This window comes from Pseudomonas sp. R3-18-08 (genome assembly GCF_003852065.1).
GTDB lineage: Bacteria > Pseudomonadota > Gammaproteobacteria > Pseudomonadales > Pseudomonadaceae > Aquipseudomonas.
Genome location: NZ_CP027729.1, coordinates 927,526 through 953,638 on the forward strand (window position 1 = coordinate 927,526; position 26,113 = coordinate 953,638).

At 61.6% G+C, this 26,113-nt stretch carries 22 protein-coding genes, 5 tRNA genes and 1 pseudogene; 18 read left to right on the forward strand and 10 right to left on the reverse strand.

Annotated elements, in window-relative coordinates:
* Positions 1-92 precede the first annotated feature (92 nt).
* The 5 genes from clpB to C4J92_RS04165 all read left to right on the forward strand — a co-directional run bounded on the left by clpB (position 93) and on the right by C4J92_RS04165 (position 3,374).
* Positions 93-2,657 carry an ATP-dependent chaperone ClpB gene (gene clpB / locus C4J92_RS04145; RefSeq protein ID WP_124361235.1) on the forward strand — a complete coding sequence of 855 codons (2,565 nt, stop codon included), beginning with the start codon at positions 93-95 and terminating at the stop codon, positions 2,655-2,657.
* A 303-nt stretch (positions 2,658-2,960) separates the two neighbouring features.
* A tRNA-Asn gene (locus tag C4J92_RS04150) sits at positions 2,961-3,036 on the forward strand.
* A 9-nt stretch (positions 3,037-3,045) separates the two neighbouring features.
* A tRNA-Pro gene (locus C4J92_RS04155) sits at positions 3,046-3,122 on the forward strand.
* A gap of 5 nt (positions 3,123-3,127) precedes the next feature.
* Positions 3,128-3,203: transfer RNA gene (locus C4J92_RS04160), tRNA-Lys, on the forward strand.
* Between the two features lie 94 nt (positions 3,204-3,297).
* Positions 3,298-3,374, forward strand: a tRNA-Pro gene (locus tag C4J92_RS04165).
* Between the two features lie 192 nt (positions 3,375-3,566).
* Here C4J92_RS04165 and C4J92_RS04170 read toward each other — a convergent pair.
* Genes C4J92_RS04170 through C4J92_RS04180 form a run of 3 tightly spaced genes read right to left on the reverse strand, consistent with a single transcriptional unit; the run spans position 3,567 to position 5,782 of the window.
* Positions 3,567-4,865 carry an NAD(P)/FAD-dependent oxidoreductase gene (locus C4J92_RS04170; protein WP_124403047.1) on the reverse strand — a complete coding sequence of 433 codons (1,299 nt, stop codon included), beginning with the start codon at positions 4,863-4,865 and terminating at the stop codon, positions 3,567-3,569.
* Positions 4,866-4,925: 60 nt separating this feature from the next.
* The gene (locus C4J92_RS04175; RefSeq protein WP_124361240.1) at positions 4,926-5,099 is read right to left on the reverse strand and encodes a DUF3094 family protein; all 174 of its coding nucleotides are present in this window, start codon (positions 5,097-5,099) and stop codon (positions 4,926-4,928) included.
* Positions 5,100-5,152: 53 nt separating this feature from the next.
* The gene (locus C4J92_RS04180) at positions 5,153-5,782 is read right to left on the reverse strand and encodes a DUF1780 domain-containing protein (RefSeq protein ID WP_083360208.1); all 630 of its coding nucleotides are present in this window, start codon (positions 5,780-5,782) and stop codon (positions 5,153-5,155) included.
* Between the two features lie 200 nt (positions 5,783-5,982).
* Between C4J92_RS04180 and C4J92_RS04185 the strand changes: the two genes are divergently transcribed.
* Positions 5,983-6,672 carry an energy-coupling factor ABC transporter permease gene (locus C4J92_RS04185; protein ID WP_124403048.1) on the forward strand — a complete coding sequence of 230 codons (690 nt, stop codon included), beginning with the start codon at positions 5,983-5,985 and terminating at the stop codon, positions 6,670-6,672.
* 63 nt (positions 6,673-6,735) lie between these two features.
* Positions 6,736-6,951: a hypothetical protein gene (locus tag C4J92_RS04190; protein WP_124361242.1), complete on the forward strand. Its 216-nt coding sequence runs from the start codon at positions 6,736-6,738 to the stop codon at positions 6,949-6,951.
* On the opposite strand, the gene yacG is transcribed toward C4J92_RS04190, so the two are convergent.
* The 4 genes from yacG to C4J92_RS04210 are packed head-to-tail and all read right to left on the reverse strand — an operon-like array spanning position 6,948 to position 9,836.
* Positions 6,948-7,148, reverse strand: a complete 201-nt coding sequence (gene yacG / locus C4J92_RS04195; protein WP_065887991.1) for a DNA gyrase inhibitor YacG — start codon at positions 7,146-7,148, stop codon at positions 6,948-6,950. The two genes, C4J92_RS04190 and yacG, sit on opposite strands and share 4 nt — an antisense overlap.
* A complete protein-coding gene (gene coaE / locus C4J92_RS04200; protein ID WP_124403049.1) occupies positions 7,145-7,768 on the reverse strand; it encodes a dephospho-CoA kinase in 624 nt (207 codons plus the stop codon). Before coaE ends, yacG begins: the two co-directional genes overlap by 4 nt.
* The gene (locus tag C4J92_RS04205) at positions 7,765-8,631 is read right to left on the reverse strand and encodes an A24 family peptidase (RefSeq protein ID WP_124403050.1); all 867 of its coding nucleotides are present in this window, start codon (positions 8,629-8,631) and stop codon (positions 7,765-7,767) included. The genes coaE and C4J92_RS04205 overlap by 4 nt, the downstream gene beginning before the upstream one ends.
* On the reverse strand, positions 8,628-9,836 hold the full coding sequence (locus tag C4J92_RS04210) for a type II secretion system F family protein (protein WP_124403051.1): 1,209 nt from the start codon (positions 9,834-9,836) through the stop codon (positions 8,628-8,630). The genes C4J92_RS04205 and C4J92_RS04210 overlap by 4 nt, the downstream gene beginning before the upstream one ends.
* A 199-nt stretch (positions 9,837-10,035) precedes the next feature.
* On the opposite strand from C4J92_RS04210, the gene C4J92_RS04215 reads away from it, so the two are divergent.
* The 3 genes from C4J92_RS04215 to C4J92_RS04225 all read left to right on the forward strand — a co-directional run bounded on the left by C4J92_RS04215 (position 10,036) and on the right by C4J92_RS04225 (position 11,068).
* A complete protein-coding gene (locus C4J92_RS04215; RefSeq protein ID WP_124368933.1) occupies positions 10,036-10,449 on the forward strand; it encodes a pilin in 414 nt (137 codons plus the stop codon).
* Positions 10,450-10,513: 64 nt separating this feature from the next.
* A tRNA-Thr gene (locus C4J92_RS04220) sits at positions 10,514-10,589 on the forward strand.
* A gap of 173 nt (positions 10,590-10,762) precedes the next feature.
* Positions 10,763-11,068: a DUF6388 family protein gene (locus C4J92_RS04225; protein ID WP_124403052.1), complete on the forward strand. Its 306-nt coding sequence runs from the start codon at positions 10,763-10,765 to the stop codon at positions 11,066-11,068.
* 119 nt (positions 11,069-11,187) lie between these two features.
* Here the strand turns inward: C4J92_RS04225 and nadC are convergent, their stop codons facing one another.
* Positions 11,188-12,036, reverse strand: coding sequence for a carboxylating nicotinate-nucleotide diphosphorylase (gene nadC / locus C4J92_RS04230; protein ID WP_124403053.1), 849 nt, complete (start codon positions 12,034-12,036; stop codon positions 11,188-11,190).
* Between the two features lie 246 nt (positions 12,037-12,282).
* Here nadC and C4J92_RS04235 point away from each other — a divergent pair, with 246 nt between their 5' ends.
* The 5 genes and pseudogenes from C4J92_RS04235 to C4J92_RS27125 all read left to right on the forward strand — a co-directional run.
* Positions 12,283-14,439, forward strand: coding sequence for a DUF1631 domain-containing protein (locus C4J92_RS04235; protein WP_124403054.1), 2,157 nt, complete (start codon positions 12,283-12,285; stop codon positions 14,437-14,439).
* Between the two features lie 61 nt (positions 14,440-14,500).
* The gene (gene ampD / locus C4J92_RS04240) at positions 14,501-15,064 is read left to right on the forward strand and encodes a 1,6-anhydro-N-acetylmuramyl-L-alanine amidase AmpD (protein WP_124369621.1); all 564 of its coding nucleotides are present in this window, start codon (positions 14,501-14,503) and stop codon (positions 15,062-15,064) included.
* Positions 15,061-15,897 carry a regulatory signaling modulator protein AmpE gene (ampE, locus tag C4J92_RS04245; protein WP_124403055.1) on the forward strand — a complete coding sequence of 279 codons (837 nt, stop codon included), beginning with the start codon at positions 15,061-15,063 and terminating at the stop codon, positions 15,895-15,897. The genes ampD and ampE overlap by 4 nt, the downstream gene beginning before the upstream one ends.
* Positions 15,898-16,042: 145 nt before the next feature.
* Complete coding sequence (locus C4J92_RS04250) at positions 16,043-18,073, forward strand: methyl-accepting chemotaxis protein (protein WP_124403056.1); 2,031 nt, start codon at positions 16,043-16,045, stop codon at positions 18,071-18,073.
* Between the two features lie 35 nt (positions 18,074-18,108).
* Positions 18,109-18,459, forward strand: a pseudogene (locus tag C4J92_RS27125) (hypothetical protein); the annotation flags it as partial.
* Here C4J92_RS27125 and C4J92_RS04260 read toward each other — a convergent pair.
* Positions 18,412-19,188, reverse strand: coding sequence for a TatD family hydrolase (locus tag C4J92_RS04260; RefSeq protein WP_124403057.1), 777 nt, complete (start codon positions 19,186-19,188; stop codon positions 18,412-18,414). The pseudogene C4J92_RS27125 and the gene C4J92_RS04260 sit on opposite strands and share 48 nt — an antisense overlap.
* A 2-nt stretch (positions 19,189-19,190) precedes the next feature.
* On the reverse strand, positions 19,191-20,186 hold the full coding sequence (gene cra, locus C4J92_RS04265; protein ID WP_124361254.1) for a catabolite repressor/activator: 996 nt from the start codon (positions 20,184-20,186) through the stop codon (positions 19,191-19,193).
* A gap of 294 nt (positions 20,187-20,480) precedes the next feature.
* Here cra and ptsP point away from each other — a divergent pair, with 294 nt between their 5' ends.
* The 3 genes from ptsP to C4J92_RS04280 are packed head-to-tail and all read left to right on the forward strand — an operon-like array spanning position 20,481 to position 25,972.
* Entirely contained in the window at positions 20,481-23,339 is a 2,859-nt protein-coding gene (gene ptsP / locus C4J92_RS04270) for a phosphoenolpyruvate--protein phosphotransferase (RefSeq protein WP_124403058.1), read from the forward strand.
* Entirely contained in the window at positions 23,340-24,260 is a 921-nt protein-coding gene (gene pfkB, locus C4J92_RS04275; protein WP_124403059.1) for a 1-phosphofructokinase, read from the forward strand.
* A gap of 11 nt (positions 24,261-24,271) precedes the next feature.
* Positions 24,272-25,972 carry a PTS fructose-like transporter subunit IIB gene (locus C4J92_RS04280; RefSeq protein ID WP_124403060.1) on the forward strand — a complete coding sequence of 567 codons (1,701 nt, stop codon included), beginning with the start codon at positions 24,272-24,274 and terminating at the stop codon, positions 25,970-25,972.
* Positions 25,973-26,113: the final 141 nt, after the last annotated feature.

The window sequence follows — 26,113 nt, forward strand, 5'->3', positions numbered from 1 at the left end:
CCCAGAATCCACCCCATCTATAGGGGTATCTGGCAGGTTTCTTCATTCAGGATGTTTCTACAGCTCCGGCCTGCTCAAAAGGAAGGTGACTTATGCGTATTGATCGTTTAACCAGCAAATTGCAGTTGGCCTTATCGGACTCCCAATCCCTGGCGGTCGGTCTCGACCACCCGGCAATTGAACCTGCGCACTTGATGCAGGCGCTCCTGGAGCAACAAGGTGGTTCTATCAAGCCCTTGTTGATGCAGGTGGGCTTTGACATCAACAGCCTGCGCAAGGAGTTGAGCAAAGAGCTCGACCAACTGCCGAAAATCCAGAATCCTACCGGCGACGTGAATATGTCCCAGGATTTGGCGCGCCTGCTGAACCAGGCCGACCGCCTGGCCCAACAGAAAGGTGACCAGTTCATCTCCAGCGAGCTCGTGCTGCTCGCCGCCATGGACGACAACAGCAAGCTCGGCAAATTGTTGCTGGGCCAGGGCGTGAGCAAGAAAGCCCTGGAAAACGCCATCAACAATCTGCGCGGCGGCGAGGCGGTGAATGACCCCAACCACGAGGAGTCGCGCCAAGCCCTGGATAAATACACCGTTGACCTGACCAAGCGCGCCGAAGAGGGCAAGCTTGACCCGGTCATCGGCCGTGACGACGAAATTCGGCGCACCATCCAGGTGCTGCAACGCCGTACCAAGAACAATCCCGTGCTGATCGGTGAGCCTGGCGTGGGTAAAACCGCCATCGCCGAGGGCTTGGCCCAGCGCATCATCAATGGCGAAGTGCCGGACGGCCTGAAAGGCAAGCGCCTGCTGTCCCTGGACATGGGCTCGCTGATCGCCGGCGCCAAGTTCCGTGGCGAGTTCGAAGAACGCCTCAAATCCCTGCTCAATGAATTGTCCAAGCAGGAAGGGCAGATCATTCTGTTTATCGACGAACTGCACACCATGGTCGGCGCCGGTAAAGGCGAGGGCTCCATGGATGCTGGCAATATGCTCAAGCCTGCCCTGGCGCGAGGCGAGTTGCATTGCGTCGGTGCCACCACGCTCAACGAATACCGTCAGTACATTGAAAAGGACGCGGCTCTGGAGCGGCGTTTCCAGAAAGTGCTGGTGGAAGAGCCCAGCGAAGAGGACACCATCGCCATCCTGCGTGGCCTGAAAGAGCGCTATGAGGTCCACCATAAAGTCGCGATCACCGACGGCGCGATCATTGCGGCGGCCAAGTTGAGCCATCGCTATATCACCGATCGTCAATTGCCCGACAAGGCCATCGATTTGATCGACGAAGCGGCCAGCCGGATTCGCATGGAGATCGACTCCAAGCCGGAAGTGCTCGACCGCCTGGATCGCCGCCTGATTCAACTGAAAGTCGAATCCCAGGCGCTGAAGAAAGAAGAGGATGAGGCGGCGAAGAAACGTCTGGAAAAACTCCAGGAAGAAATCGTCCGCCTGGAGCGGGAGTATTCGGATCTCGAAGAAATCTGGACCTCGGAAAAAGCCGAAGTGCAGGGTTCGGCGCAGATCCAGCAGAAGATCGAGCAGTCGCGCCAGGAGCTGGAAGCCGCACGCCGCAAGGGCGACCTGAACCGCATGGCCGAGTTGCAGTACGGGGTGATCCCGGACCTGGAACGCAGCCTGCAGATGGTCGACCAGCATGGACACAGCGAGAACCAGTTGCTGCGCAGCAAGGTGACCGAGGAAGAAATAGCCGAGGTGGTCTCCAAGTGGACCGGCATTCCTGTGTCGAAAATGCTCGAGGGCGAACGCGACAAGCTGCTGAAGATGGAAAGCCTGTTGCACCAGCGCGTTATTGGCCAGGAAGAGGCCGTGGTGGCGGTGTCCAATGCGGTGCGGCGTACCCGCGCCGGGTTGTCCGACCCGAATCGACCAAGTGGTTCGTTCATGTTCCTCGGCCCGACCGGCGTGGGTAAGACCGAGCTGTGCAAGGCCTTGGCCGAATTCCTCTTCGATACTGAAGAGGCGATGGTGCGCATCGACATGTCCGAGTTCATGGAGAAACACTCGGTGGCGCGCCTGATCGGCGCCCCACCAGGCTATGTGGGCTACGAGGAGGGCGGTTACCTGACCGAGGCCGTGCGGCGTAAGCCTTACTCGGTGATCTTGCTGGACGAGGTCGAGAAGGCGCACCCGGATGTGTTCAACATCCTGTTGCAAGTGCTCGAGGACGGCCGCCTGACCGACAGCCACGGCCGTACAGTGGATTTCCGCAACACGGTGATCGTGATGACCTCCAACCTGGGCTCGGCGCAGATCCAGGAGTTGGTGGGCGATCGCGAGGCCCAGCGGGCAGCGGTGATGGATGCGCTGACCTCGCACTTCCGCCCGGAATTTATCAACAGGGTGGATGAAGTGGTGATCTTCGAGCCTTTGGCCCGGGATCAGATTGCCGGTATCACCGAGATCCAGTTGGGACGCCTGCGTGCACGCCTGGCCGAGCGCGAACTGGCGCTGGAGCTGAGCAGCGAGGCGTTGGACAAGCTGATCGCGGTGGGTTACGACCCGGTGTATGGCGCACGGCCGTTGAAGCGTGCGATCCAGCGCTGGATCGAAAACCCGCTGGCACAGCTGATCCTGTCGGGCAGCTTTATGCCCGGCACCCCCGTCAAGGCGACGGTGGAGAACGACGAAATCGTCTTCCATTAAGCCCGGCAGCCAGTGCTAAAAGAGGAGGCCCCGCATTGCGGGGCCTTTTTTTTCGATAGGGCGTTGAACTGTAAGGCAAAGGCTTGTAAAGTGCGCCCCGCAGCAACGTCAGCCCACGGGTTTCTTCTCCCCAAGAAGAAATCAGAAAGAAGCGCAAATCATTGTCTTAAAAGCAATTTAAAGGGTTGACAGGGGTTTTTAAGATTGTAGAATAGCGCGCCTCAGAGACGCTAACGTAGCGATACGGACAGGGTCGAAGAGAAGGTTTTACCGCAGTAAAAGTTGCACATTGAAATATGTAGTTCCGTGATAGCTCAGTCGGTAGAGCAAATGACTGTTAATCATTGGGTCCCAGGTTCGAGTCCTGGTCACGGAGCCAATTTCAAACCGGGGTATAGCGCAGTCCGGTAGCGCGCCTGCTTTGGGAGCAGGATGTCGGGAGTTCGAATCCCCCTACCCCGACCATATTTGGGTCGTTAGCTCAGTTGGTAGAGCAGTTGGCTTTTAACCAATTGGTCGTAGGTTCGAATCCCACACGACCCACCATTTTTGAGACCAGTTAACGCTGGAATCAGATCTTAAGATCAGAGGCCAAAAGCACTGATCGAAGAAGGCGACTGAAAGGTCGCCTTTTTATTACCGGGGTATAGCGCAGTCCGGTAGCGCGCCTGCTTTGGGAGCAGGATGTCGGGAGTTCGAATCCCCCTACCCCGACCATATTAAAAATCCTCGTATCGAAAGATACGGGGATTTTTTTTGCCTGCAATTATCTCAAATTCAACACAATCCTAATGTGGGAGGGGGCTTGCTCCCGATGGCGGTGGGTCAGTTAAGTATTCATACCTGACACACTGCCATCGGGAGCAAGCCCCCTCCCACATTAATCGAGTCCCACCAGAAACCGAGTTGTCAGTGCAGTTTCAGACGCGGCTCAGTCCCACGTCCAATCTTGCTGCCTAGCATCAGCATCGCCGTGCGGAAAAAGCCATACAGCGCCATCTGGTGCATACGGTACAGCGACACGTAGAACATCCGCGCCAACCAGCCCTCCAGCATCACACTGCCGGTCAGGTTGCCCATCAAGTTGCCCACCGCGGAAAAGCGCGACAGCGAGATCAGCGAGCCGTAGTCGGTGTACTTGTAGGCCGGCAGCGCCTTGCCTTCAATCCGCAGCTTCAGCGATTTGGCGAGCAATGAGGCCTGCTGGTGAGCGGCCTGCGCGCGCGGCGGCACATTGCGGTCGGTGCCCGGTTGCGGGCAGGCGGCGCAATCGCCAAAGGCGAAGATGTTTTCGTCGCGGGTAGTCTGCAGCGTCGGCAGCACCTGCAGTTGGTTGATGCGGTTGGTCTCCAGGCCATCGAGGTCCTTGAGAAAACCCGGTGCGCGAATCCCGGCGGCCCACACTTTAAGGCTGGCCGGGATTACCTGGCCGCTGCTGGTGATCAGCGCGTCGGCGGTCACTTCGCTGACGGCCGAGTTGGTCAGCACGGTCACCCCAAGTTTTTCCAGGGTTTTATGCACAGGCCCGCCAATCCGCTCCGGCAGCGCGGGCAATACCCGAGGGCCGGCTTCGATCAGGGTGATGTGCATGTTTTCCGGCTTGATACGGTCCAGGCCGTAAGCTGCCAGCTCATGGGCTGCGTTATGCAGTTCGGCGGCCAGTTCAACGCCGGTGGCGCCGGCGCCGACGATGGCGACGCTGATCTGTTCAATGGTGTCGGTTTGCCCGGCGTGGGCACGCAGGTAATGGTTGAGCAGCCGCTGATGGAAGCGCTCGGCCTGCTTGCGGGTGTCGAGGAACAGGCAATGCTGCGCCGCGCCCTCGGTGCCGAAATCGTTAGTGGTGCTGCCCACTGCAATTACCAGGCTGTCGTAACTCAGTACGCGCGCAGGTACCAGCTCCCGGCCTTCTTCGTCGAGGGTGGCGGCCAGTTGGATTTTCTTTTGTTCACGGTCAAGCCCGCTCATACGCCCCAGTTGGAACTCGAAGTGGTTCCATTTCGCCTGGGCGACGTAATTGAGTTCGTCTTCCGAAGAGTTCAGCGAGCCGGCCGCGACTTCGTGCAGCAGCGGTTTCCAGATATGCGTCAGGTTGGCGTCCACCAGCGTGATGCTGGCTTTGCCGCGTTTGCCCAGAGTCTTACCCAGGCGGGTCGCTAGCTCCAGGCCGCCGGCACCGCCGCCGACGACAATAATACGATGGGTCATGGGGATATCTCGCAAGGCTAAAAGAAATCGGAGCAGTTACCCCCGCGAGCGCCAGGCAGCTCATAGCGTCAGGTAACTCAAAAGGCGGCTCAGCAAGCCGAGCCCGATCACCACCACCAGCACCACACCAAGGAGCAGCCACGGCCTGAAAGGCTTGCGCTCGACTCTGTGCTGGGAGAGTTGCAGGTACTCTTCGACATGCTGTTGGTCATCGGGTTTCAGGCGGCTGGTCATAAAAGCCTCGTCAGGTAGACGTTGCAAAAGGGCGCCACGTTACAGCCGGGGCATCAAAGGCTGATGCCCACATCGAACACTATGCTGCGGCCCAGGTTGTTGCGCAAGAAATCCGGCGCGTCCGGATGTGCGAACAGTACCCGCGCAAAGGTTGGCCCCACCAGCGACAGCGAACGCCAGCCCTGGCGCAGATATTCGGTAGGCGGTGGGAAGTGGCTGTTGAGGTCCAGCACTTCGCGCTTGAGGCTGGTGAAGGCGATGAGGTCCAGTTCCCCCAGGTCCATTCCGCGTTCTTTGTAGTTATGCGCTTTTTTGCGCAGGGTCGGGGCCAGGCGCAACAGGAACTCGTGGGCAGGGATGCGCCTTGGCTTGGCTTCGCGGCGCACCAGCTGGCTCAAGGAAAAGGCGCTGCGCCGGCGCAGCAATTCGTCGCGCCATTCGTCGTTCAGCCGGCGGCCTTCGTCCAATACAAAGAACACCTCAAAACTGGCGTCGCGAAACAGCACGTCCGGCGGCTCCTGGCCGGCGGCGTGGAACTCCTCGGCGCGATAGGGCACGTTCAAGCCTTGCAGCAGGCGCTGGCAGACCCAACGCTCACGCTCCCATTTGCGGGCATTGGACAGGAACGCGTTGGCTTGTTCGGCTGCTACGGTGAGCAGGCGCAAATAATCTGAGTCATCCATAGGCGTAGCTTAGCGTTCAAATGATGACCGCAGGAAGACTCGTTGCGGGCCCGGCGTTGCTCAGCCTTACAGCTGGCTACCCGGTAACCTGGCGATGTAATCTGACCATCCGGCAGCGACTCTGGAAACGAGGCGTTCATGTTTACGATCAACGCGGCCAGGCCCATGACGGGCCATGAGGCGGCTAGGCAGGTGAAACGGTGATCGGCGCGGCGGTACTGATGCCGCAGACCCTTGCCATCGGCTGGCTGTTGTATGCCCCGCTGGTGGTCTGGGCGATCTGGCGTGCGCCTTGGGTTGAGTTGTTTGCCGACCGACGGCGCCAGCATTTGCTGTTCGGCACGGTGTTCGCGCTGTTCATGTTATGGCTGGTGCGGCGGGATTTCGATACGGGGGTGTCTTACCATTTTATCGGCATGACCGCCGTGACCTTGTTGCTGGACTGGCCGTTGGCGATCGTGGGTGGGTGTGCCGCGCAGTTGGGTTTGGTATGGCTGGGGCGTCAGGGTTTCGCCGCAGTCGGTGTGAACGGCCTGCTGTTGATTGGGCTACCGGTGCTGGTGACCGAAACCTGTGCGGCGCTGGTAGAGCGGGCGCAACCGCGAAACCCTTTCGTGTACATCTTCTGTTCCGGTTTTTTGGCTGCCGCCTTGTCGGCGTTGCTCTGCCTGTTGGCCGGCCTGGGGCTGCTATGGTTCTATGGACGATTTGCGATGCCGGAATGGCTTGAAGACTTTGTCGGCTACCTGTGGCTGATCATCTTTCCCGAAGCGTTTATCAACGGCATGGTGATCAGTGCCTTGGTGGTGTTCTGCCCGGACTGGCTGGAGACGTTCAACCGCACCCGCTATCTCTCGGCACCCTGGAAGGATGACGATTCGCGGGGTTGATCCAGATCAAACACCGGATGGCCGCACGGGCCCATGCTCGTCGAAATTTCAGGAGCACGAATCATGAGTGTGTACGAATGGGCGCGGCAAGAGTTGCGCAGGAGCCAGGACGCGGCACAGGAAATCGGGTTTGATCCGGGCCTGACCCTGCGCGCCATGCTCAGCGCGGTGGTGGAGCAGAGCAAGGGCGTGCGCAGCTTTGAAGACCTGGCCGACGAGTTGCAATACCTTGCGGAAAACCTCGACGACCAGCAGGAATACGCCTTTATGCGGCCTTAGTGGCGTGGCGGCAGGTCTTCGGAAAACAACTCGTCTTCGGCGTCCGGGGCCACCGGGATCTTATGTTCTTCAGCAGCCCAGGCGCCCAGGTCGATGAGTTTGCAACGGTCCGAGCAGAACGGCCGGTTGAGGTTGTCGGGTTTCCATTCCACGGGGGCGCCGCAGGTTGGGCAATCGACGGTCAAGGGTTGGCTCATGATCGGCCTCCACGCAAAGTAAGGTAAAAGTGGTGCAGTCGCTCGACCTCGCCGTGCAGCCAGGCAAGGTCCTGGTCATTGACCAGTACGTCATCGGCATGGTTCAGGCGGTCTTCGCGGCTCGACTGAGCCTTGAGAATGGCCTGCACCTGTTGCTCGCTGATGCCGTCGCGCTGCAGGGTACGCTGAATCTGCAGGGATTGCGGCACGTCGATCACCAGGATGCGCTGGGTCATGCTGTACTGGCCGGATTCGATCAGCAGCGGTGAGACCAGAATCGCATAGGGTGATCGGGCGCGCGCCAGGTGGTCGCGAATTTCTTCGGCGATCAGCGGATGCAACAAGCCTTCCAGCCAGAGACGTTCGGCGGGTACGTCAAAAATCAATTTTCGCAACGCGGCGCGGTCCAGCTGGCCGTCCGGCTGCAGCACACCGCTGCCGAAATGTTCGGCAATGCGTGCCAGCGCCGGCCGGCCGGGCTCAACCACCCAGCGGGCGGCATGATCGGCGTCGATCAGGTCGACACCCAACTTGGTGAAGTGTTCGGCCGCAGCGCTTTTACCGCTGCCGATCCCGCCCGTAAGGCCGAGAATCCAGGGTGTTGCAACAGGAGTGGTCATCTGAAACCGACAGACTGCAAATAGAAGTCGGTTATTTGACCACCCCAGAGCAATGCAATCCAGCCGGCAATTGCCAAGCAGGGGCCAAATGGCATCGGCACCGACGCTCCGGTCTTGCGCCAGCGCATCAGCAGCACGCCGACGAACACGCCGAGCAGCGACGCCATCAACAGCGTCATCGGCAGGATTTGCCAGCCACCCCAGGCTCCCAACAATGCGAGTAGCTTGAAGTCACCATGGCCCATGCCATCCTTGCCGGTGGCCAGCTTGAACAGCCAGAACACGCTCCAAAGGCTCATGTAGCCAAACACCGCGCCCCATAACGCCTCGGGCAATGTCGCCAGCAGGCCCGCGCTGTTGACCATAAGCCCCAGCCAGAGCAATGGCAGCACCAATGCATCCGGCAGCAACTGGTGATCCACATCGATCAGGCTCATGCCCAGCAACCCCCAACTCAGCAGCAGCACCGCGCCCGCCTGCCAGCTGAAACCGAAGTGCCAGGCGACAGTGGCGCTGATCAGCGCGCATGCCAGTTCGGTGAGGGGGTAACGCGCGCTGATGGTTGCATGGCAATGTCTGCAACGCCCCTTGAGCATCAGGTAGCTGAGCACGGGGATGTTTTCCCAGGGGCGAATCCGCTGGTCGCAGCGCGGGCAGCACGAGCCGGGGTGCATGAGGTTATAGACCGGCCCCGCCGGTACGACGGGCAGGCCGAGAATTTCATGGGCTTGGGCGCGCCATTCCCGCTCGAGCATTTTGGGCAGGCGCCAGACCAGCACATTGAGGAAACTGCCAACGATCAGGCCCAGCAGCAGCGCCACGCCCACAAACACCCAGGGCTGCTCGCCCAGCAACGCACTCAAAATGCCGACCCTAATTGAAACACCGGCAGGTACATCGCAATCACCAATGCACCGACAATGCTCCCCAGCACGACCATTATCAGCGGTTCCATCAGGCTGGTAAGGTTATCGACGAGGGTTTCTACGTCGGCCTCGTAATGGCTCGCGACCTTGTCCAGCATGCGGTCCAGCGTGCCGGACTCTTCGCCGATTGCTGTCATCTGGATCGCCATGCCGGGAAACAGCCCGCTGGCGGCCATGGATTGATTCAACTGCATACCCGTTGATACATCGTGGCGCATATGTTCGATTGCCTGTTTGAAAGGGCCGTTACCGACGGCGCCGGCCACTGAGCCCAGTGCCTGCACCAGGGGAACACCTGCCGCAAAGGTGGTTGAAAGCGTGCGGGCGTAGCGGGCGACGGCCGCTTTGTTCAACAGTTTGCCTGCCACGGGAATTTTCAACAAACCCGCCTCCAGCCCGTGGCGAAAACCCGGCGAAACACGGTAGGCGTGGCGCCAGGCGCCTATTGCCACGCCCAGGCTCAGCGCCAGCATCCACCAGGCCTGTCGCAGAAAGTCGGAGAGGGCGATGACCCCCAGGGTAAAACCGGGCAACGGGCTGTCGACCCCGGCGAACAGGGTCTGGAACTGCGGCACCACCTGCATCAGCAACACTGCGCTGACCAGGCTGGCCACCACCAGTACGGCGAGAGGGTAGGTCATGGCTTTCTTGATCCTGGTCTTGAGCCGTTGGCTTTTTTCCAGATGAATGGCCACTCGCTCCAGCAGCGTTTCCAGGGCACCTGCCTGTTCACCGGCGGCAATCAGGTGGCAGTACAGCTCATCGAAATAACGGGGGTATTGGCGCAGCGTGCTGGCCAGGCTGTTACCGGCGGCGACGTGTTGTTTCAGACCCTCGACCAACTCGCGCAGCGCTCGGTTCTCGACGCCCTCGCGGATGATGTCGAAAGCTTGCAACAAGGGGATGCCAGCCTTCAACAGCGTCGCCAACTGGCGGGTGAACAGGGCGATGTCGGCGGACTGAATCGGCGGAGCCAGGCTTGGCAGGCCCGACGATTTCCTGCGCACATGCTCGGGGCAGATGCCTTGCTGGCGCAGTTGCGCCTTGATCAGCGCCAGGTCATGCCCCGTGGTTTGCCCGCACACCCGGCGGCCTTTGCGGTTGATGCCTTGCCAGGTGTAGATCGTTGAGGTGTCGTTCATGTCGCCTTCGCACATGCAGGTTGAGAATTTACAGCTTAGTCAGAGGGCGGATGCAGGCCAGGCTGGCGTTGGCCGATAAAATGTCAGATTGTGCGTCTGGTACGCGATGGGCCACGCAGGGATGAGTACACTGGCGCCGCTGCACAATACGGGGCGCAGGACGCGCCTTGTCATGGTTCTATTCTGGAGAGTGAAAGTGATGCGTCAGAAAGGCTTTACCTTGATCGAATTGTTGATCGTCGTGGCGATCATCGGCATTTTGGCCACGATTGGCTTGCCCATGTACACCAAGCACCAGGCCAAGGCCAAGTTCACAGCGGGGTTGGCGGAAATCAGCGCGTTGAAGGCCGGCTACGAGGATGTCATCAACCAAGGCACGGTGCCCAAGCTTGATCTGATCGGCGGCAACAGTCCCACCGCCAATTGCAAGATCGACGTGACAGGCGATGTTGCGACGGGTAGCGGCTCCATCAGCTGTGAAATCCTGGATGCGCCTGCGCCCGTGCTGGGCAAGACCATCACCTTGACGCGCAGCGCCAACACCGGCTGGACCTGTGTAACCACGGCCGATGCGCAATACGTCGCCAAGGGCTGTGGGGCCAACGGAGCATGACGGCGACCGGGCGGTGAGCGAGCTGGTTGCCGCATGTTCAATGCGGTGCTAGCTTTAGCCCACCGCCCGTGTAGCTCAGCCGGTAGAGCAGCGCACTCGTAACGCGAAGGTCGCAGGTTCGATTCCTGTCTCGGGCACCAAGGCAACACTGTTTCAAGGGCCTGTTTCAAAGGCCTGCTTCAAAGGCAATGTTTTCAGATGATCCCAGAATGGTTCTGAAGGCCAGACGAGCGGGTATTCGCGCCCACTCTTTTGTATCTGCGCAACCTTGATGACCCAGATGCATCCCCATTCCTCGATCTAAGAGAACGACATGACCACGACTGAGATGACCCAGGAAGTTCGGCACCAGGAAGCGCTCGACAAATACCTCGAGGCAACGCCGCAGCTTAAAGAAGAGATCAAGGACCTGAGCGCGGATGACCAGCGTGATCAGGTCCAGTGGGCATTCGAGGACGAGGCAGAAAGCCAGGGCCTCCAGCCTTGGGAACTGACCCTCAAATACACCTCTACACCGGAAGAATTCGAAGCCACACGCCTGGCCTTACACAAGGAGGCCGCCGAAGTGCTGGGCGTTGAATGGGAAGAGTACTGCGAGATGAACAATCTCGTAGTTTGAAGGCAGGCTGTAGGAGCGAGCTTGCTCGCGAAAAACGTTAACGATACCGCGTGAACTCTGAATGCACGCGGTGCCTTTGAGTTTTTCGCGAGCAAGCTCGCTCCTACAGTCAGGGCGCTTTAGATACTCAACCGCATCGACAAATCCACCGCCTTCACATCCTTGGTCATCGCGCCAATGGAGATGTAGTCCACGCCGGTCTCGGCGATGGGCAGCAGGGTGCTTTCATTGATCCCGCCGCTGGCTTCCAGCTTGGCCTTGCCCGCGTTCAGCCGCACGGCTTCGCGCATGTCGTCCAGGCTCAGCTCATCCAGCATGATGATGTCGGCGCCCGCCGCCAAGGCTTCGCGCAACTCCTCAAGACTCTCCACTTCGATTTCCACCGGTTTGCCCGGCGCAATCTTGTGGGCGGCGCCAATTGCCTGGGCAATGCCTCCGCAGGCGGCGATATGGTTTTCCTTGATCAGGAAAGCGTCATACAACCCGATGCGATGATTGTGGCAACCGCCGCAGGTGACCGCGTATTTCTGTGCCAGGCGCAGGCCCGGCAGGGTCTTGCGGGTGTCCAGCAGCTTGACCTGGGTGCTGGCGACGAAATCCGCCAGGTATTGGGCGCGGGTGGCGACGCCGGACAGCATCTGCAGGAAGTTCAGCGCACTGCGCTCACCGGTGAGCAGCGAACGCGCCGGGCCTTCAAGGTGAAACAGCGGCTGGTCGGGACTGACACGCTCACCGTCGGCGACCTGCCAATGCACCGCGACGCGCGGGTCCAGTTGGCGGAATACCGTATCCACCCAGGCGGTACCGGCGATAACGGCGGCATCGCGGGTAATGATCGTGGCCTTGGCCAGCCGTTCGGCCGGGATCAGCTGTGCGGTGATATCGCCACTGCCGATGTCTTCCAGCAGTGCGCGACGCACGTTGGCTTCGATTTCGGCGGTGAGGTCAGCAAGACGCAGATTCGGCATAACAGGCTCCACAAACAAAGTGTCGCGATTATAGGGGTTGTATGGAATGGAACCCAGGCTGGTCAGTCATTTAGCGCGCAGGGGCAGAGTTTGCTGGCGCAACCGCCCTCATTTGCCAGATAATCTCGCGCCTTGCAATTGGCGTCATAGCTTTGACGTCCTGATGGTGACCAGGTATTGGCAGCGCCCAAAGGGCTTGCCTGCGTTCCTTGCCCATCTCAACACCCGCCGTTTCAGGAGGCCAGGATGCACAATGACGGGAAGGTGGTGCCGATCAAGCAGGCTCAAGCCACGCCATCGCCGCTCGCACGCCTGCCGGTGGTGGTGTTGCAGGTGCGTGACAAAGCCGCGCAACACCTGCAGCAGGGGTTGCAGGAATTGTTCGATAACGCCGACGACACGTTGTTCGAAATGGCCGACAAGGCCCGTAGCACCGTCGACCAGCATATTTTCTTCGAGGCCATGCGCGACCTGCGCCTCAAGCGCAAGAACTTCGAACGCGTGTTCATGGAGCAGCTGTTTGCGGCCTTCGCCAACCTGGGCCAGGCCGATAGCGTCGGGTTGCATCCGGTGCCGGTGGTGTCCTACGAGGTGACCAGCGGTACGCCGGCGGATGCGCGGGAAAAGGCCGTGGCGCTGGAGGCGATGCTCGGTCGCGTGCAACACCGTGACGGCTTGGCGCTCGGGCAATTGAGCGCGCGGTTGAGTGAGGTGTTGGGCAGGTGCATGAGCGATCAGGAGAACCCCCTGGGCCCGGCACGGCTTTGCCAGTTTTTTCTGCAGGCGGGCCGCAGCCTGGGGGTGGAGATCCGGGTCAAGCTGATCATGCTCAAGCTGTTCGAGAAATACGTACTCAGCGATGCCGACCAGCTCTATGGCGACGCCAATCAACTGCTGGTCGCTACCGGGGTGCTGCCTGAACTCAAGAGCGTGCCGTCCCGTCGTGCCGGTGGGCGTGCGGCGCGTGAGCTTCAATACCAGGCCCGTGTGCCGGCTGCCGAACCGCCGTGCGACGAAAACGGCCAACAAGCCTTTGCCGCGTTGCAAGCCCTGCTGGTCGCGGTGCGCGGTAGCGTAGCGCCGACGCTTGAAGCCACTGCGCAACCGCAACCCATCGCCACCCGCGACCTGCTGCGCCTGCTTTCGCATTTGCAACAATATGTACCGGAGCCTGCGGCGGAGGACGATTTCGACCTGCGCAACCAGCTCGAACAGTTGCTGACCCGAGTCAGCGTCAAGAGCGGCAAGTCGCGGGTGGTGGAAACGGCAGACGAGGATGTGATCAACCTCGTCGCTCTGCTGTTTGAGTTCATCCTCAATGACCGCAGCCTGCCCCACGCCTTCAAGGCCCTGATCGCGCGCCTGCAGATCCCGATATTGAAAGTCGCCGTGCTGGACAAGAGCCTGTTCAGCTGCGCCGGGCATCCGGCACGCCGCTTGCTCAACGAGATCGCCAGTGCCGCCCTGGGTTACAGCCCGCAGAATGGCGATCAAAACGACAGCCTGTACCAGCGTATCGAACAGGTCATTCAGCGCCTGTTGACTGAGTTCGTTGAAGACCCGGCAATTTTTTCGCAGTTGCTGACGCAACTGAGCACATTTATTGAAGAAGAGCGCCAGCGCAGCGAGTTGCTCGAACAGCACACCCGTGACGTCGAGCAAGGGCGCCTGCGTACCGAGGTGGCCCGCCAGCGTGTGGCCCAGGCGCTCAACCGGCGATTGTTGGGCAAGGCCTTGCCGCCGTTCGTGGTGCAATTCCTGCAGCAAACCTGGAGCCAGGTACTGTTGCTGGCCACTCTCAAACATGGCGAACAATCGGTGCAATGGCAGACCGAACTGCGCACCATGGACGACTTGATCTGGAGCGTCGGCCTGCGCGAAGACACCGAGGCCGGCCGGCATTTGCTCGAGCAATTGCCAGGGTTGCTCAAGGCATTGCGCGACGGGTTGGCCAGCGCGGCGTTCGATCCTTTCAGTACGCGTGAATTCTTTTTGCGCTTGCAGGCCTTTCACGTTCAGACCTGCGAAGGCGAGGGCGACGACAGGCTGATTGAAGTCCGCGAGCCCTTGGTTCTCGGCAGCCAGTTGTCGGACGCCTTGGAAGACCTGCCCGAAGATGACCCGGACCTGCTCAAGGTTCACCAGTTACGGATCGGCGGCTGGGTGGAGTTCCAGCAGGGCCCGGACACCATGCTGCGGTGCAAGCTCACCGCGATCATGACGCCAGCTCATCGTTACATTTTCATCAGTCGCACGGGGCTCAAGGTGCTGGAGCAAACCGCCGGCCAATTGGCCATGGCGTTCAAGCAGGGCGCCCTGCGCAGCCTGGACGAAGGTTTGCTGTTCGAGCGCGCGCTGGCTGCGGTGGTTGGCAACCTGCGTCAACTCAATCGCGGCAAGTGATCGCAACGGCAGGGCGGAACGCGGCATACTGGTAACACTTCGTCTCATTCAAGGAGCCTGTATGCAGTTGGACCCCGTCAGCGGTTGGTTCGAGGGCATTCGCCATTGCCCCTCGCCCAACTTCAACGAGCGCCCGGCAGGCGAGATATCGCTGTTGGTGATACATAACATCAGCCTGCCCCCGGCGCAGTTCGCCACGGGCAAAGTGCAGGAATTTTTCCAGAACCGCCTGGATGTCTCGGAACACCCCTACTTTGAAGGCATTGCCAGCCTACGGGTGTCTGCACATTTTCTGATTGAGCGCGACGGCACGGTCACGCAATTTGTCGCATGTCGCGACCGGGCCTGGCATGCGGGCGTGTCCAGCTTTGATGGGCGTGAAGTGTGTAATGACTTCTCCCTGGGGATCGAGCTGGAAGGCACCGACGAGCTGCCATTCACCGATGCCCAATACGCGGCGCTGATTGACCTGACGCGCCAATTGCTCGCAGCCTACCCTGGGATCACTGCCCAACGTATCTGCGGTCACAGCGACATCGCCCCCGGCCGCAAAACCGACCCGGGCCCGGCTTTTGATTGGATGCGCTTTCGCAGCGCGCTGCAGGATGGAGGATATAAACAATGAGTTTCCTGGTGCTGGTGCTGGCGGTGTGGATCGAGAAGTTCTCGGCCTTGCGCCAGCGGTTGCAGCGCGACGGCGGCTGGCTGCGTGAGCTGGCCAAGCTCGAATCGAGCCCGCGCATGGGGACGCGGCCCTGGCTGATCCTGCTGGTGTTGGTGGTGCTGCCCGTGGCGTTGCTGGGCTTGTTGCTGCTGGTGCTGGAGCCTGTGGCCTATGGCTTGTTGGCGTTGCCGGTGCACGTCCTGGTGGTGATCTACAGCCTGGGCCGTGGCGATCTGCTGGCCGCGCTGGGGCCGTTTCGTGATGCCTGGCGGCGGGGCGATCTGCAAGCCGCCGAGCATGTGGCCGAGCGTGACTTGACGCTGGGTGCCGACAACGGCGCGCAGTTGCTCGAGCGGGTTCAGGGCTATTTGCTGTGGCAGGCCTACCAAAGCTTTTTCGCGGTGATTTTCTGGTATTTCCTGTTGGGCCCGGTGGCCGCTCTGGCCTACCGCCTGCTGGCGCTGGCCAGTGAGCACAGCCGGAACCCGCTGGTGGCCGAGCGCGCCACGCAATTGCGTCATGCCTTCGACTGGCTGCCGGTGCGCCTGCTGGCGGCGAGCTTTGCCCTGGTGGGCAATTTCGTCGGGGTCAGTCGGGTGATGCTCCACGAACTGCTGAACTGGGATATCAGCGCAGCACAGTTGGTGGAAAAAGTCGGCCTGGCCGCCGCAGAAATACCGCCGCCAGCGGTGGGCGCCGAGGGCATCAACAGCCTTGATCGCCTGTGGGAACTGCTGCTGCGTGCGGCGGTGCTGTGGTATGCCGGCTTTGCCATCTGGACTGTGTTGCCCTGAGCCACTCGGCAGGGGTTAACCCCCTGCCGTTAACCTTACGTTACAAAACTCCCTTTCAAATTGAGCTATACAGACAGAGCGCCAAATAGTGGCTATCTGCCGCCGCCCTGCGCCTCAATAAAAATAAAAGAAAGGGGGATCACCCGTGAAGCGCTTGCTCTATCCCGCCGTCGCATTGATGAATCGCCTGAGTTTCGGCATGAAATTCAGTCTGATCAGCGTGCTGTTCCTGCTGCCGATGCTGGCGACCAATTACTTTCTGGTGCGTGACGCCTGGGCTGAATTCCAGGGCACCCGCATCGAACTGCAGAGCCTCGATCTACTCGGCAGCAGCCTGATAGTGCGGCGCGAGCTGGAGGCGCTCAATAACCAGGTGCAGATTAATACGACCCTCGGCCAGTCCGGCAAGGCCGGCGACTTGGAAGCCAGGATCGCTGCCGTGGAGCAGAGCGTGCTCAGCCGTGTGCAGGGGCTCAGCGCGATGGCTACCCAGCCTGAGCAGGTTGCGGCCTTCGACACCAAGCGTGACGAACTGATTGCCGCGTTCAAGGCTCAGCAACAGGAAACCTCACTGCTCAACAAAAGTGCGTTGATCGGCAAATTGCTCAACCAGGCCCAGATACTCAGCCAGATCATCGCCAGTCAATCCGGCTTGAGCCGTGATCCCCAGAGCGATCTGCGCCAGCTCAGCGACCTGATCACCGCCGTCACTCCACAAGTCACTCAGCTGCTGGGGGAGGGCCGGGCGATGGGCGCGTATTCCCTCGGCCAGGGTTTTATCAATTCATCCTCCAGCACACGCTTCGACGAACTGCTGCAGCAGCTGGAAAAACTCCAGGGCGAATATGCCTTGAAGCTGCAGGATGCGCTTGGCGCCAGCCATGCCGCGCAGGCAGCACTCGATACTGCGGCGCAGGCCAGCCGGGCCAGCCTCAAGCAGGGCGCGGAGTTGTTCGAAGAACAAGTGGTGGTAGCTGAAACCCTCGACACACCGTGGCAGGGCTTTTACGACGGCGTCAGCCAACTGATGGCCAAGACCTATCAATTGGATGACGCCACCCTGGCATTCCTCAAGCAGCAACTGGAGCAACGCCTGGCACAAAAGCGCCTGCACATGGTGCTGCTGGTCACGGCGCTGGCGGCAGTGTTTGCGCTGATTTTCTATTTATACGCGGGCTTCTATGCGTCCACACGCATGACCTTGCGCAGCCTCGGGGCGATGATGGACAAGGTGGCGGCGGGCGATATGACAGTCACCTTCGTTGCCGACAGTCGCGATGAGCTGGGGGACCTGGGCCAGGTATTCAATGGCACCGTGGCCAAGATCCACGACTTGATCGAACGCGTCGGGCACACGGTCGCCCAGGTCGAGTTGCAAGCCGGGCAGGTACAAACGGTGTCGGCGCAGAGCAACCAGGCAGTGGCCGGCCAGCGCAGCCAGATCGAGCAAGTGGCAACCGCGATGAACCAGATGTCATCCACCGCGCAGGAGGTCGCGCGCAGCGCCGCAGCCGCCGTCGGCAGCGCCCGCAGTGTCAACGATGAAACCGTCAGCGGCCGTGGGCTGGTGCAATCCCAGCAAGGCAGCATCGCGCGCCTGGCCACGGAGATCGATGAGTCGGTGCGGGTGATCAACCAGTTGGCGGCCGACAGCCAGGCCATCAGCAGCGTCCTGGAAGTCATCAAAAGCATCGCCGCGCAAACCAACTTGCTGGCGCTCAACGCGGCTATCGAGGCCGCGCGCGCGGGTGAGCAGGGGCGTGGTTTTGCGGTGGTGGCCGATGAGGTGCGTACGCTGGCCCAGCGTACCCAGCAGTCCACCGAAGAAATCGAGCAGATGATCGGGCGCCTGCATAGCGGCGTCGGCGCAGCGGTCAAGGCCATGGGCGCCAGCCATGACACGGCCAGTGGCACGGTGGGGCAGTCGGAAAAAGTCCAGCAGGCTTTGGAAAACATCCTTGGTGCGGTAGGAATGATCGTCGATCAGAACCAGCAGATCGCCGCCGCCGTGGAGCAGCAAACGGCCGTCGCCCATGATATCGATCAGAATATCGTCGCCATTCATCGTGCGGGTGAGCACGCGGCGCAGGGCGCCGACCAGACCGAAGCGGCCAGCCGCCAGTTGTCGCTGCAGGTGACGCAGTTGAAGCAATTGATTGGCGCGTTTCGCGTGTAGGAATTTTCGTTCGGATTTGATGCTGTCTGGCGTGACTGAACGCCATTGCCATCGACGAACCCTTTGTCTGTACGTATTGCCACGCGTGCCTGCAGCGGTGTTGCCAGAAACAGTTGAGTCAATTCCGCGCCCTGGACCATTGGGCGCTGGTGCGGCCGAGCATGATCATGCTGACATGCGCGACCTTGCTGGCGGCACTGTGTGCTGAATGGCTGGGGCTACTCACGGTGATCAGGCAGTTCAATATTTCCCTGACGACGCTGTTGATCCATTGCCTGGTGCTGCGCTACGCCCGTCATCGACAAAGGATGACCTTAAACCTGCAAGCCGTCAGCCCGCTACCAATTGAACACTTCGCACGCGTTGCGTGTGCTCGCCTCAGCCAGCCGAGAAGCGCTGATACCCATCCGTTCGGCCAGGGCGTGGCAGATAGCCGGCAAGTGCGCGGGGCTGTTGCGCTGGCCCGGGTACATGGCCGGGGCCATATCCGGGGCGTCGGTCTCCAGCACCACGGCTTCCAGGGGCAATTGGGCCAGCACCCGGTGCATGCGCAAGGCCTGCGGCCAGGTGGCGGCGCCGCCCAAGCCGAGTTTGAAGCCGAGCTTGATGTACTCGCGGGCTTCTTCCTGGCTGCCGGCGAACGCATGAATGATGCCGCCACGCGGTAGGCGGATTCGCTTGAGCGTGGCGATCACTGCCGCATGACTGCGGCGTACATGCAGCAAGGCCGGCAGTTGAAAGTCCACCGCCAGTTGCAGCTGGGCCTCAAACAGCGCTTGCTGGCGCTCGCGGTCCAGGTGCTCCAGAAAGTAATCCAAACCGATTTCACCCACGGCACAGAGCTGCCGATGGCCCTGCAGTCGCGTCAGCCAGTCGCCCAACTCCAAAAGGTCGGCGGGGCGATGCTCATCGAGATACACCGGGTGCAGGCCGAAGGCGGCGAACAAGCCTTCATCCTCCAGCACCAGATCCCACAACCTTTGCCAACTTTTCTGATAAACACCGAGCAGCACCATGCGTTTCACACCCTGATCGCGGCTGCGGGCGAGGACTTCGTGGCGATCGCCATCGAAGTCCGCAAAATCCAGGTGGGTGTGGGTGTCGATCAGCTCCACGCTCAGGCCTCGTGAATGCGCTGCTTGAAGGTGCGGCTGATCCCGTGCACGCCGGGCTGGTAGTGTTCTTCTTCAATGGCGGCCAGCGCCAGGCGCAGGGCGGTGTCGGCGATCAGTTGATGCTGCTGGGCCATGGCGTTGACCGGCAGCGGCAGGAAGTCCAGCAACTGAGTATCGCCGAAGGTACCCAGGCGCAACGGCCGCGACTTGAGTGGAACGTCGTGCAGCGCATCGAACACGCCTTGCAGCAGTACGTAGGACGTGGTCACCAGGGCGTCAGGCAAGTGCCCCAGGCGTTGCAGTAATTGCTCCATCAGCTGTCGCCCGCAGTCTCGGCTGAAGGCTTCGCCCTGTTCGATGATCACCTCACCAGTAAAACCGTGCAGGGCTTCACGGAAGCCTGCGGCACGTTCCTGGCTGATGCTCAGCTCCGGGCGCGCGCCGATCAGCGCGATTTGCTTGGGCAACGGTTGCAGCAGGCTGCTGGTGAGTTGCTGACAGGCTTGACGGTCATCGCTGACCACCGAGCAGAACTCGCTGGGCTCCATGACCCGGTCGATGGCGATCACCGGCAAGCCTTTGGCTTGCAGTTCGCGGTAGCTGTCATCGCTGGCCGGTAAGCAGCTGGCGACGAACAACGCGTCGCAACGCCGCGCGCGGAACAGTTGCAGCAGTTGGCGTTCGCTGTCGGCCTCGTCATCGGAGCTGGCGATCAGCAATTGATAGCCGCGCGCCCGCGCACCCTGTTCAAGCAACTTGGCAATACGTGCGTAACTGGGGTTTTCCAGATCCGGCAGGATAAAGCCCAAGGTGCGTGTGTGCCGGCTGCGCAATCCGGCGGCTTGTGGGTTAGGCGTAAAACCATGGGCCTGGACCACGGCCCGCACTCGCTCGACAGTCGCGTGACTGATGCGCTGTTGTTCGGCCTTGCCATTGATGACATAGCTGGCGGTGGTCACGGACACACCGGCCAGACGTGCGATATCACTGAGTTTCAAACCGGGATTTCCTTGTTTTTTAGAGCGTGCCCCGACATTTTGTTCAATCCTAACCGATTCCAGCCTGCGACCAATGTCCCACAGCAGGCGCCGAGTGGCCCTTCAAGCTTGCGCAATTAACGCGTAATCTGCCATAAATTCTAGATTAAACGTTTCAGCAAGCGTATTTTTACGATGTTCGCCACTGAGTAGCTACTGCCAATTGACTACTCAGTCAGTTGTTTCCGAACACCGCTAAGCTGATTTATTCAAAACAATACCTAGTGCGCACCTCGCACTAACTAGGAGAACGGCATGCTCGAGCTCACTGTAGAGCAGATATCCATGGGCCAGGTGGCGGTGGATAAATCTGCTGCCTTGCACCTGCTCGCTGAAAAACTGGTGGCCGATGGCCTGGTCGCCGAAGGTTATCTCAGTGGTTTACAAGCCCGTGAAGCCCAAGGCTCGACCTTTCTCGGCCAAGGCATTGCCATTCCCCACGGCACCCCGGAAACCCGCGACCAGGTGTTTTCCACCGGCGTGCGTCTGTTGCAGTTTCCCGAAGGCGTGGACTGGGGCGATGGCCAGGTCGTCTACCTGGCCATCGGCATCGCCGCCAAATCCGATGAACACCTGCGCCTGCTGCAACTGCTCACTCGCGCCCTGGGTGAAACCGACCTCGGCCAGGCGTTGCGCCGTGCCGGTTCCGCCGAGGCCTTGCTGAAATTGTTGCAAGGCGCGCCGCAGGAACTGGCGCTGGATGCACAGATGATCAGCCTGGGCGTATCGGCCGATGATTTCGAGGAATTGGTGTGGCGCGGCGCGCGCCTGTTGCGCCAGGCCGATTGCGTGAGCAACGGCTTTGCCGCCGTGTTGCAGCAAGTCGATGCGCTGCCCCTGGGGGATGGCCTGTGGTGGCTGCACAGCGAACAGACGGTCAAGCGCCCGGGCCTGGCGTTCGTCACGCCGGACAAACCCATGCGCTACCTGGGCCAGCCACTTAATGGCCTGTTCTGCCTGGCCAGCCTGGGCGAAGCGCATCAGGCGCTGCTTGAGCGCCTGTGCGCCTTGTTGATCGAAGGGCGCGGCCAGGAATTGGGCCGCGCCACCAGCAGTCGTGCCGTGCTTGAAGTGCTGGGTGGCGAGCTGCCGCCCGACTGGCCCAGCGCCCGCGTCACCCTGGCCAACGCCCACGGCCTGCATGCGCGCCCGGCGAAGATCCTGGCGCAACTGGCCAAGCAGTTTGACGGCGATATCCGCGTGCGCATTGTCGACGGCCCGGTCGGCGCCGTATCAGTCAAAAGCCTGAGCAAGTTGCTGAGCCTCGGCGCGCGGCGTGGTCAGGTGCTGGAATTTGTCGCCGAGCCGACGATCGCGGGCGATGCGCTGCCGGCGCTGTTGGCTGCCATTGACGAAGGCCTGGGCGAAGAAGTCGAGCCGTTGCCGACGGTCAGCGCCCAGCCCGTCACCGTCGACATCGAACCGGTCATCAGCGCGCCACTGCCCGGCAGCCAGATCCAGGCAATTGCCGCCGCGCCCGGTATCGCCATCGGCCCCGCGCATATCCAGGTGCAACAGGTGTTCGACTACCCGTTGCGCGGTGAGACCTGCGCCGTTGAACGCCAGCGTCTGCTCGCCGCGCTGAGTGATGTGCGTCGCGATATAGAAGGCCTGATCGAACGCAGCCAATCCAAGGCCATCCGCGAGATTTTCATCACCCACCAGGAAATGCTCGACGACCCGGAACTCACCGACGAAGTCGACACCCGTCTCAAGCAAGGCGAAAGCGCCGAAGCCGCGTGGATGAGCGTGATCGAAGCGGCCGCCAAGCAACAGGAATCATTGCAGGACGCCTTGCTCGCCGAACGCGCCGCTGACCTGCGCGATATCGGTCGCCGCGTATTGGCGCAACTGTGTGGCGTCGACACCGCTCAGGAACCTAATGAGCCCTACATCCTGGTAATGGACGAAGTCGGCCCTTCGGACGTCGCGCGCCTGGACCCGGCCCGTGTCGCCGGCATCCTCACCGCCCGTGGTGGTGCCACGGCCCACAGCGCCATCGTCGCCCGTGCCCTGGGCATTCCTGCGCTGGTCGGCGCCGGGGCGGCGGTGTTGCTGCTCAACGCCGGCACGCCTTTATTGCTCGACGGCCAGCGCGGCCGCCTGCACGTCGACCCCGACACCGCCACCCTGCAGCGCGCGACAGTCGAGCGCGACACCCGCGAACAACGCCTGCAAGCCGCCTCGGCGCAACGCCATGAACCGGCGCTGACCCGTGACGGCCACGCGGTGGAAGTGTTCGCCAATATCGGCGAAAGCGCCGGGGTTGCCGCTGCGGTGGAACAGGGCGCCGAGGGCATCGGGCTGTTGCGCACTGAGCTGATTTTCATGGCCCACCCGCAGGCGCCGGACGAGGCCGCCCAGGAAACCGAATACCGTCGCGTACTCGACGGCCTCGCCGGGCGTCCGCTGGTGGTGCGGACCCTCGACGTGGGCGGCGATAAACCGCTGCCGTACTGGCCGATTGCCGAAGAAGAAAATCCCTTCCTCGGTGTGCGCGGTATTCGCCTGACCTTGCAGCGCCCGCAGATCATGGAAGCGCAATTGCGTGCGTTGTTACGCTCGGCGGACAACCGGCCGTTGCGCATCATGTTTCCCATGGTCGGCAGCGTGGATGAATGGCGCGCCGCCCGGGATATGACCGAGCGCCTGCGCCTGGAAATTCCGGTGGCCGACCTGCAACTGGGGATCATGATTGAAGTTCCGTCGGCCGCGCTGCTGGCGCCGGTACTCGCCAAGGAAGTCGACTTTTTCAGCGTCGGCACCAACGACCTGACCCAATACACCCTGGCCATTGACCGTGGCCACCCGACCTTGTCGGCCCAGGCCGACGGCTTGCACCCTGCCGTCCTGCAATTGATCGACATCACCGTGCGCGCCGCCCATGCCCATGGCAAATGGGTCGGTGTGTGCGGCGAGTTGGCGGCCGACCCGCTGGCGGTGCCGGTGTTGGTCGGCTTGGGGGTGGATGAGTTGAGCGTGTCGGCGCGCAGCATTCCCGAAGTGAAGGCGCGCGTGCGCGAATTCAGCTTGAGCGAGGCCCAGGGCCTGGCGCAAAAAGCACTGGCGGTGGGTTCGCCCGCCGAAGTGCGTGCCCTTGTGGAGGCCGTGTAGATGGCAAAGATTCTGACCCTGACGCTGAACCCGGCGTTGGACCTGACGGTGCGCTTGGCGCACCTGGCGCCCGGCGCAGTCAACCGCAGTGAAACCCTGCTCACCCATGCCGCCGGCAAGGGCGTGAACGTGGCGCAGGTGTTGGCCGATCTGGGCCATGAGCTGACCGTGAGCGGCTTCCTGGGTGAGGGCAACCCGCAGGCCTTCGAGGCGCTGATTGCACAACGTGGCTTTACCGACGCGTTTGTTCGCGTGCCCGGTGACACCCGCAGCAACATCAAGATTGCCGAGCACGATGGCCGCGTCACCGATATCAACGCACCGGGGCCTGAGGTGTCAGTGCAGGCGCAGAACGCGCTGCTCGAAAAACTGGCGCGGATCGCGCCAGGCTTCGACGCGGTGGTGGTCGCCGGCAGCTTGCCGCGTGGCGTCACCGCGCAATGGTTTCAGCACATGCTCGAGCAATTGAAAGGCCTCGGTTTGAAAGTAGCCCTGGACACCAGCGGCGAAGCCTTGCGCGCCGGGTTGAAGGCAGGCCCGTGGATGGTCAAACCCAATACTGAAGAGCTCGCCGAAGCGCTGGACAACGCCACCGATGCCATCCGCCAGCTGCATCAGCAGGGCGTGGAGCATGTGGTGGTCTCGGACGGTGCTGCCGGCGTGAACTGGTACAGCGCGGGCGCAACCCTGCATGCCACGCCGCCCAAGGTGACAGTTGCCAGCACCGTAGGCGCCGGCGATTCGCTGCTGGCCGGCATGCTCCACGGCCTGCTGCGCGACGAAGCGCCTGAGCAGACCCTGCGCCGCGCCACGGCGATTGCCGCGATGGCGGTGACGCAAATCGGTTTCGGCATCAGCGATGACGCGCAGTTGGCGCGCCTTGAAAGCGGCGTCGATGTGCGCACGCTGACAGAACAATAAGAGGGTTTGTGATGAAGTTAGCCATTGTTACCGCCTGCCCGAACGGCATGGTTACCAGTGTGCTGTGCGCCCGCTTGCTGGACGCCGCCGCACAGCGCCAGGGCTGGAGCACCAGTGTCGAAGTGGTGGACGTGCAACGCCCGGACAGCCAGCTGTCCCAGGCGACCCTCGATGACGCCGAGTGGGTGTTGCTGGTCAGCAGCACCCCGGTGGATATGCAGCGTTTTGTCGGCAAGCGCGTGTTCCAGAGCACGCCGGCCCAGGCGTTGGCGGATGTCGACGCTGTGCTGCGCCGGGGCGCCGAGGAGGCGCAGGTGTATGTGGCGACCGAGGCGCCGGCCGGGAACGCCCCGCGCATTGTCGCGATTACCGCCTGCCCCACCGGCGTGGCCCATACGTTCATGGCCGCCGAGGCCTTGCAGCAGACCGCCAAGCGCCTGGGCTACGACTTGCAGGTCGAGACCCAGGGCTCGGTCGGTGCGCGCACGCCATTGACGCCTGAGGCTATCGCCAACGCCGACGTGGTGCTGCTGGCGGCGGACATCGAAGTCGCCACCGAGCGCTTCGCCGGCAAGAAGATTTACCGCTGCGGCACCGGCATTGCCCTCAAGCAATCGGAAGCCACGCTCAACAAGGCGCTGGCCGAGGGCGCGGTGGAAAACGCCGCCAGCGGTGCGGTGGCAAAATCGGAAAAAACCGGCGTGTACAAACACCTGCTCACCGGGGTGTCGTTCATGTTGCCGATGGTGGTGGCGGGCGGTCTGTTGATCGCCTTGTCCTTCGTGTTCGGCATCCACGCCTTTGAAGAGAAGGGCACCTTGGCGGCGGCGCTGAAAACCGTCGGCGATCAGGCATTCATGCTGATGGTGCCGTTGCTGGCGGGCTACATCGCCTACTCGATTGCCGACCGCCCCGGCCTGGCGCCGGGCATGATCGGCGGGTTGCTCGCGGGCACCCTGGGCGCTGGCTTCATCGGCGGCATCTTCGCCGGTTTCCTCGCCGGCTACAGCGTCAAGCTGATCTCACGCGCGGTGCGCTTGCCGCAAAGCCTGGAGGCCCTCAAGCCGATCCTGATCATCCCGTTGCTGGCAAGTTTGTTCACTGGCCTTGCGATGATCTATCTGGTCGGGCCTCCGGTGGCACGCTTGCTGACCGGGCTGACGGATTTTCTCAGCACCATGGGCACCACCAACGCGGTGCTGTTGGGCATCCTGTTGGGCGGCATGATGTGTGTCGATCTGGGCGGGCCGATCAACAAGGCGGCGTATGCGTTTTCCGTCGGCCTGCTGGCGGCGTCGAGCGGCGCGCCGATGGCCGCGACCATGGCGGCCGGCATGGTGCCACCGATTGGCATGGGCATCGCGACCTTCCTGGCCCGGCGCAAGTTCGCCCAGACTGAGCGCGAAGCCGGCAAGGCCGCGATGATTCTCGGCCTGTGTTTTATCTCCGAAGGGGCCATCCCGTTTGCGGCCAAAGACCCGTTGCGGGTGATCCCGGCCAGCATTGCCGGCGGCGCGCTGACGGGGGCGCTGTCGATGTACTTCGGGTGCAAACTGGCCGCGCCCCACGGCGGCTTGTTTGTGCTGGTGATTCCGAACGCGATGAATCATGCGTTGCTGTATCTGCTGGCGATTGTGGCCGGTAGTGTGCTGACCGGGTTGGTGTATGCGCTGATCAAGCGGCCGGAAGCGGCCGAGTTGGCGGCGGGCTGAAAATGTGGGAGGGGGCTTGCCCCCGATAGCGGTCTGTCAGCCAGTGCATCTGGTGCCTGACACACTGCCATCGGGGGCAAGCCCCCTCCCACATTTGGATTTTCAGTGTCTGTGAGGACGGTGTCATAACTGTTTCATCGT

What these genes read in the sequence shown, in the direction of transcription:
- C4J92_RS04170 (WP_124403047.1), bottom strand. Translation starts at nt 4,865, where the DNA reads ATGACCCATCGTATTATTGTCGTCGGCGGCGGTGCCGGCGGCCTGGAG.
- C4J92_RS04225 (WP_124403052.1), top strand. Translation starts at nt 10,763, where the DNA reads ATGACCACGACTGAGATGACCCAGGAAGTTCGGCACCAGGAAGCGCTC.
- C4J92_RS04215 (WP_124368933.1), top strand. Translation starts at nt 10,036, where the DNA reads ATGCGTCAGAAAGGCTTTACCTTGATCGAATTGTTGATCGTCGTGGCG.
- yacG (WP_065887991.1), bottom strand. Translation starts at nt 7,148, where the DNA reads ATGAGCCAACCCTTGACCGTCGATTGCCCAACCTGCGGCGCCCCCGTG.
- ampE (WP_124403055.1), top strand. Translation starts at nt 15,061, where the DNA reads ATGAGTTTCCTGGTGCTGGTGCTGGCGGTGTGGATCGAGAAGTTCTCG.
- pfkB (WP_124403059.1), top strand. Translation starts at nt 23,340, where the DNA reads ATGGCAAAGATTCTGACCCTGACGCTGAACCCGGCGTTGGACCTGACG.
- coaE (WP_124403049.1), bottom strand. Translation starts at nt 7,768, where the DNA reads ATGACCACTCCTGTTGCAACACCCTGGATTCTCGGCCTTACGGGCGGG.
- clpB (WP_124361235.1), top strand. Translation starts at nt 93, where the DNA reads ATGCGTATTGATCGTTTAACCAGCAAATTGCAGTTGGCCTTATCGGAC.
- ampD (WP_124369621.1), top strand. Translation starts at nt 14,501, where the DNA reads ATGCAGTTGGACCCCGTCAGCGGTTGGTTCGAGGGCATTCGCCATTGC.
- C4J92_RS04235 (WP_124403054.1), top strand. Translation starts at nt 12,283, where the DNA reads ATGCACAATGACGGGAAGGTGGTGCCGATCAAGCAGGCTCAAGCCACG.
- ptsP (WP_124403058.1), top strand. Translation starts at nt 20,481, where the DNA reads ATGCTCGAGCTCACTGTAGAGCAGATATCCATGGGCCAGGTGGCGGTG.
- nadC (WP_124403053.1), bottom strand. Translation starts at nt 12,036, where the DNA reads ATGCCGAATCTGCGTCTTGCTGACCTCACCGCCGAAATCGAAGCCAAC.
- C4J92_RS04280 (WP_124403060.1), top strand. Translation starts at nt 24,272, where the DNA reads ATGAAGTTAGCCATTGTTACCGCCTGCCCGAACGGCATGGTTACCAGT.
- C4J92_RS04175 (WP_124361240.1), bottom strand. Translation starts at nt 5,099, where the DNA reads ATGACCAGCCGCCTGAAACCCGATGACCAACAGCATGTCGAAGAGTAC.
- C4J92_RS04180 (WP_083360208.1), bottom strand. Translation starts at nt 5,782, where the DNA reads ATGGATGACTCAGATTATTTGCGCCTGCTCACCGTAGCAGCCGAACAA.
- C4J92_RS04190 (WP_124361242.1), top strand. Translation starts at nt 6,736, where the DNA reads ATGAGTGTGTACGAATGGGCGCGGCAAGAGTTGCGCAGGAGCCAGGAC.
- C4J92_RS04210 (WP_124403051.1), bottom strand. Translation starts at nt 9,836, where the DNA reads ATGAACGACACCTCAACGATCTACACCTGGCAAGGCATCAACCGCAAA.